The sequence below is a fragment of the Cernens ardua genome, from assembly GCF_051251085.1.
In the GTDB taxonomy this organism is placed as follows: Bacteria; Pseudomonadota; Gammaproteobacteria; order Pseudomonadales; family Halomonadaceae; genus Cernens; species Cernens ardua.
This window is the reverse complement of sequence record NZ_JBPCZH010000006.1, coordinates 226255-232504: the sequence shown is the minus strand read 5'-3', so window position 1 is coordinate 232504 and position 6250 is coordinate 226255. Positions and strand designations below refer to the sequence as shown.

5 protein-coding genes are annotated in these 6250 nt (G+C 48.1%); 3 read left to right on the top strand and 2 right to left on the bottom strand.

What is annotated here, in order from left to right; translation table 11 throughout:
• Positions 1 to 185: 185 nt before the first annotated feature.
• Positions 186 to 641, bottom strand: coding sequence for an Lrp/AsnC family transcriptional regulator (locus LMG33818_RS11590; protein WP_442323548.1), 456 nt, complete (start codon positions 639 to 641; stop codon positions 186 to 188).
• 110 nt (positions 642 to 751) lie between these two features.
• On the opposite strand from LMG33818_RS11590, the gene LMG33818_RS11585 reads away from it, so the two are divergent.
• Positions 752 to 1366, top strand: coding sequence for a LysE family translocator (locus LMG33818_RS11585; protein ID WP_442323547.1), 615 nt, complete (start codon positions 752 to 754; stop codon positions 1364 to 1366).
• 89 nt (positions 1367 to 1455) lie between these two features.
• On the opposite strand, the gene LMG33818_RS11580 is transcribed toward LMG33818_RS11585, so the two are convergent.
• The gene (locus LMG33818_RS11580) at positions 1456 to 2820 is read right to left on the bottom strand and encodes an MFS transporter (protein ID WP_442323546.1); all 1365 of its coding nucleotides are present in this window, start codon (positions 2818 to 2820) and stop codon (positions 1456 to 1458) included.
• A gap of 566 nt (positions 2821 to 3386) precedes the next feature.
• On the opposite strand from LMG33818_RS11580, the gene cyoA reads away from it, so the two are divergent.
• A complete protein-coding gene (gene cyoA, locus LMG33818_RS11575) occupies positions 3387 to 4265 on the top strand; it encodes a ubiquinol oxidase subunit II (protein WP_442323545.1) in 879 nt (292 codons plus the stop codon).
• 2 nt (positions 4266 to 4267) lie between these two features.
• Positions 4268 to 6250 (top strand): cytochrome o ubiquinol oxidase subunit I, encoded by a 1983-nt coding sequence (gene cyoB, locus LMG33818_RS11570; RefSeq protein WP_442323544.1) that lies wholly within the window; start codon positions 4268 to 4270, stop codon positions 6248 to 6250.

Sequence of the window (6250 nt, the reverse complement as noted above, 5' to 3'; positions counted from 1 at the left end):
CGATGGTAGTGTGGGGCTTCCCCATGTGAGAGTAGGTCATCGTCAGGCATCTATCCCAGAGAACCCGTTGTGTCGGAAGGCACAGCGGGTTTTCTTTTTGTCTGTAGGAAATATGACAGGTTGGAAAGCAGACTAAAAAGAAATCTGAATGATGAGAAAATGTGTCTGTGGTTTATCCCTGATAATTACCGTATGGGAAGTACCTTGTTGTCGATAATGTTTTTCATGACGAGTGTTGTAGTCAGCCGTTGCACATTGGGTAATCCCGATATTTGTTTGTCATAAAGCGACTGAAAGTCGGCAAGATTCACTGCCACCACTTTTAATAAATAATCCGGCTCTCCGAATAATCGTTGTGCATCTACTACTTCTACTATCTGTTTCAGGGCATCTTCGAATGCATGGATGGATGCCTGATCCCCTTTCGCTAACGTTACAAATACCAATGCGGAAAATTCTAGCCCCAATGCTGCCGCATCAATGTCAGCGTGATATCCCCTAATAACGCCGGATTGTTCCAGTGCTTTCATTCGTCGATGACACGCCGACAGGCTAATTCCTACCTTTTCGGCCAGCTCAGTCAAGGATTGGCGCCCCTCTTTCTGTATAGCTGAAAGAATTTTCCGGTCGTAAGCATTCAATCTAAAAATCCTTCCACACTATGGTTTATTTTACGTGTAAAAAGTAACACATCCCGTGTGCCGGGCAATATTATTTCTCGTGTTTATTGCTCGAGGATGTGTTCTGTACCATGAATTCAACAATCATCACGGCCTTTTGGTTCGTTTCCATCCTATTTGTTATTACTCCAGGCCTTGACTGGGCATATGCCATATCTGCTGGTGTTAGTGCGCGAAAGCGTAATGTAGCGCTTGCAGTGCTGGGTATGGTATGTGGCCATTTTTTTGTCGTCACCATTGTCGCTATCGGGGTGGGGAAGATCGTTGCAAGCCATCCAGACGCACTAATGCTACTTACCCTTCTGGGTGCACTCTATTTATTGTGGTTGGGTCTCAATATGTTGAGACAGCCGCCTAAATTGGCAAAAGAGGGTGTGGTGAGCAAGAGGAGCTGGTTTTGGAAGGGGGTCTGCATGAGCGGGATAAATCCCAAGGTATTGCTTCTTTTTCTTGCTCTCATGCCTCAGTTCATCAACGAACATGCTTTTCTTCCCGTCGGATTACAGATTCTTTTATTGGGGATGATACATGTCGTCAGTTGCGCCGTGGTCTATAGCTTTGTTGGGTTTAGTGCTCATTTACTTCTGGCCTCCAGACCCGCTACAACGTTGTGGGTAAGTCGTGCATCCGGGATTATGATGAGCGTTATCGCGCTATTACTTATAGGCCATCAACTATGGGGATAATGAAAGTAGAAGTGTTTTAAAAAGAGAAGGCCATTGCATGTAGCAACGGCCGTTTTGCAGGATAGCTGTAGCGAGACGTACGATTTTATTCAGTGTTTCTTGTCAAGAAGTGATGCCAGTGCCTGCTCGTCGTAATCTGACTTGTCGACTTTCAAATAGGCAACACCTTCGTTCTTGACCACCATGGCATCATCCACACCGGGAATCTTCATGAGCTGATTCAGTAATTGTTGCGGGTGATGCGCAAGATCCCCTACGACAACGATAAGACTGGAAAGATGCCTGGGAGGTGTCATTCGCCATATCCCCAGCAACCACACCAGCCCAATGAGAGCAGTCATGATAAAAACAGCATTACTTCCGAAGTAAGTGGCCACAATGCCACCCAGGGTGCCGCCGAGGGTGGTACCGAGAAATTGGCTCGTGGAGTAAACGCCTAAAGCAGTCCCCTTGCCACCTGCAGGGGCGACTTTACTGATCATGGAAGGTAAGACGGCTTCCATGAGGTTGAAGGCCAAAAAGAAGAACCACAAACAGGCAATCAGTGACATGCTTTTACGTGGCAGTATGAACATGCTCAGCAAAGTCAGAATAATCAACACGACTGTACCTACGAACACTGGTTTCATCTTGCGGCGTTTTTCAGCAATGATCACCAGAGGGGTCATGGCAATGAACGAGGTTGCCATAATGGGTAGATATACCCAGCCAGCCTGTTCGCTACTGAACCCGAGAGCGCTCAGTTTCAAGGGAAGTACAACGAATAGTGCCGTTAGGATGCAGTGAAGAGCAAAAATAGAGAGATCCAGTCTGCCGAGGTCAATGCGTTTGAGTATGCCGGCCAATTGACGAAGGTCCATACCGACATCCTTATGCGAGCGCACTGGGTTGGAAGGTACCAGAAAAACAATAACAAACAAGCCCAGAACTGCCATCAATGCCGTTGTAAAGAATACCCCGGAAAGACCGAAGTGGTGTGCGATGATGGGGCCAATAACCATGGAGGCTCCAATGGCAATACCAATGCTCATGCCGACAGTTGCCATGGCTTTTGTACGTACTTCCTCGCGCGTTTGATCCGCCAGCAATGCCATGATCACCCCTGAAATAGCACCGGCTCCCTGAAGCGCTCTACCCAATATGATGCCGTAGAGAGACGTGGATTCGGCTGCGATCACACTTCCCAGCAATAAAATCAGTAGGCCCACAATAATAATGGGTTTTCTGCCTAGCCGGTCTGACAGCATGCCAAAGGGAATTTGCAGTACTGCCTGTGTGAGCCCGTAAATGCCAAGTGCAATACCTATCAACGTGGGTGTGGCATGGCTAAGGGAGGCGGAATAGAGCGCGAGAATGGGGAGTACCATAAAAAGCCCCAGCATGCGCAGGGCGTACAGTATGGAAAGGCCGCTTAAAGCCCTCATTTCTGAAGGTAGAAAGGATGACGATTTCATAAGTGACGGTCTTTATATAGATCTGTTGGGTTTCGGGGAAAATATTATGCCCCTTAATGAAGACTTATTCGAGTCTATGATCATGTATCAATAGTTTATTGGCATCATGTTCTATTTCGTGATAGCTATTTATTTCAACAAAATTTCCTTATTCCAAGGTTGAAATGAAAAACAAAATTACTTTTGTAAACAATGAGTTGCCGCAATCAGGTAGGTGTTTTGAGAAAAACCATACGAAATATGTGGGGTTGTCGTTTTCATCATAACCGTCTAAAAATGACGGTAACCGATTGAGTGGTGATGAAAAAGTCGGCGAATGCCTCTCTGTTGCAACCTCTGCGTTAGTTCGCTGGTTGTCACAGCGGGGCGGTTGCGTTTTGTGCACGAGTCATATCGATACATGATGGCCCCACTGGATACGCTGCTGCTGGAGTGTGGTAGTTGGTCTTTCGTAATCGATGGTTGGCTCCGGCGACCGAATCTTGTTAATGGGCGTTCGGTTTGTAGTAAAGAGTAAGCCATAGGGGGTAACTCTGAATGGCAGTCAGGCTTCAAGAGAGCAAACGATGACGATAAAAAAATGGCAAGGTATTTATAAGCCGTTGGCAGCTGCAGGGGTGTTAATGCTCGGTGGTTGTAATGCGGCGTTGCTGGAACCCAAGGGAATGATAGGTATGGATCAGCGAAACCTGATCATTACCGCCTTTATCCTGATGATGTTAGTGGTTATTCCCGTCATCATCATGACCTTTGTTTTTGCCTGGAAATACCGGGAATCGAATACAAAGGCCAGGTACGAACCCAATTGGGCGCACTCCAATAAATTGGAGGCGGTTATATGGGGTATTCCCATCATCATTATTATCGCTTTGGCGGTGATCACCTGGCAGAGTTCACACTCTCTCAGTCCGCAAAAACCGATTGCTTCCAAACAGAAACCTATCGATGTCGAAGTAGTGGCGCTCGATTGGAAGTGGCTGTTTATCTATCCTCAGTACGGTATTGCGACCATCAACGAGCTGGCAGTGCCTGTTGATACACCCATTCGCTTTTCCATTACGTCCGACACGGTCATGAACTCCTTCTTTATTCCTCAGCTGGGGAGTCAGATCTATGCCATGGCCGGTATGACAAGCCACTTGAACTTGATTGCTAATGAACCGGGCACGTATACAGGTATTTCGGCCAACTTCAGTGGGAATGGCTTCTACGGTATGCATTTCCAAACGGTTGCTCAATCCGATCAGGATTTCCAATCCTGGGTGAACCGAGTGCGTCAGTCTGGCCGCTCGCTGGATCAGAATGCCTATCAGGGGTTGACCTATCCTTCGATGAAGAATCCTCCGGAATTCTTCTCTTCGGTTGAGCCAAATCTATTTCAGTCAATTGTTCGTTCATTCAACGGCAATCAAGATGGCCAGAAAGCGCCAGGTGTTGGAGAGTAATTATGTTTGGAAGACTTTCTCTCGACGCGATTCCGTACCACGAGCCCATTTTGGTTGGTACCTTTTCCGTCATTGTTGTGTTGGGAATAGCGCTTCTGGCGGCTATTACCTATTTCCGCAAATGGGGTGTGTTGTGGTCGGACTGGATTACCTCTGTGGATCACAAGCGGATTGGCGTCATGTACATTGTGGTTGCTATCGTGATGCTGATACGCGGTTTTGCCGATGCCATCATGATGCGGTTGCAGCAAGCGATGGCCTCTGCCGGTGGCCCCGGTTACTTGCCGCCTGAACACTTTGATCAGGTGTTTTCTGCTCATGGCACAATCATGATCTTCTTCATGGCGATGCCGTTCATGATCGGATTGTTCAACATTGTTGTGCCGCTGCAAATCGGTGCGCGGGATGTGGCCTTTCCGTTCCTGAACTCAATGAGCTTCTGGTTTACGGCGGTGTCTGCAATTCTGATCAATATTTCACTGTTTGTGGGTGATTTCTCTCAGACAGGATGGCTTGCCTATCCGCCACTTTCCGAGCTCCAGTATAGTCCGGGAACGGGTGTGGATTACTGGATATGGTCAGTACAGCTTTCCGGGATAGGAACACTGTTGACAGGTGTCAACTTCTTCGTGACGATTCTGAAGATGCGTGCGCCGGGCATGAAGTTGTTCCGTATGCCGGTATTCACGTGGACGACATTGTGTGCGAGCGTGCTGATTATTGCCTCGTTCCCTGTCCTGACAGTGACAATTACCTTGTTGGCGCTGGATCGTACAATTGGTACGCACTTCTTTACCAATACGATGGGCGGTAACCAGATGATGTATGTGAACCTCATCTGGGCGTGGGGGCATCCGGAGGTATATATCCTGATTCTGCCAGCCTTTGGTGTGTTCTCGGAAGTAACATCGACGTTCTCGAAAAAACGGCTGTTTGGTTACTCTACGATGGTGTGGGCAACCATTGCGATTACGTTCCTTTCGTTCATTGTGTGGCTGCACCACTTCTTTACGATGGGGTCTGGTGCCAACGTGAACGCGTTCTTTGGCATCGCAACGATGATTATTGCGATTCCGACAGGGGTCAAGATATTCAACTGGCTGTTTACCATGTATCGCGGGCGTATTGAGTTTACGACGCCCATGATTTACACCGTGGGCTTTTTGGTGACGTTCTCCGTCGGCGGGATGACAGGTGTAATGATGTCTATTCCAGCAGCGGACTATCTACTGCATAACAGCCTGTTCCTGATCGCACACTTCCATAACACCATCATTGGTGGTGTCGTGCTGGGCTATCTGGCGGGGCTGGCCTACTGGTTCCCGAAAGTCTATGGATTCCATTTGTCAGACAGGCTTGGCAAGATCTCGGCACTCTGCTGGATCATCGGCTTCTGGGTGGCCTTCATGCCTCTGTATGCACTAGGTTTCATGGGGATCACTCGTCGTCAGGATAACTTTGTTGATCCGACGCCCCAACTCCATTTGCTTTTTGTTATTGCAGCTATTGGGGCGGCCATCATACTGGTAGGTATTCTGACCTTTATCCTTCAGCTGGTGATTGGCTTTGTAACAAGTGCGAAACATCGTGATCTCACCGGAGACCCATGGGGTGGACGTACGCTCGAGTGGTCTATTTCCTCACCGCCGCCGGTATACAATTTTGCCTCTATCCCTCATGTACATGATCTGGATGCGTTCTGGGACGAGAAAGAAAAAGGCATTGCCTACCAACGTCCTGCTCATTACAGCGCAATTCATATGCCGAAAAATACCAGTGCCGGTTTCCTGATGGGGGTATTTGGATTCGTGATGAGCTTCGCAATTGTCTGGCATATCTGGTGGTTGGCTGCAGTAGGGCTAGCGGCTGTGGTGATTACCTTTATCGTTCGTTCATGCAATACCGACATCGACTATTACATTCCCAGTGAAGAAGTCGAAAGAACGGAAAACGAGCGTTTCAAGTATCTGGAAGGACGGGCCTGA

Excerpts from the sequence above, each read along its gene's own strand:
- LMG33818_RS11585 (WP_442323547.1), top strand. The coding sequence starts at position 752 with ATGAATTCAACAATCATCACGGCCTTTTGGTTCGTTTCCATCCTATTT.
- LMG33818_RS11580 (WP_442323546.1), bottom strand. The coding sequence starts at position 2,820 with ATGAAATCGTCATCCTTTCTACCTTCAGAAATGAGGGCTTTAAGCGGC.
- cyoA (WP_442323545.1), top strand. The coding sequence starts at position 3,387 with ATGACGATAAAAAAATGGCAAGGTATTTATAAGCCGTTGGCAGCTGCA.
- cyoB (WP_442323544.1), top strand. The coding sequence starts at position 4,268 with ATGTTTGGAAGACTTTCTCTCGACGCGATTCCGTACCACGAGCCCATT.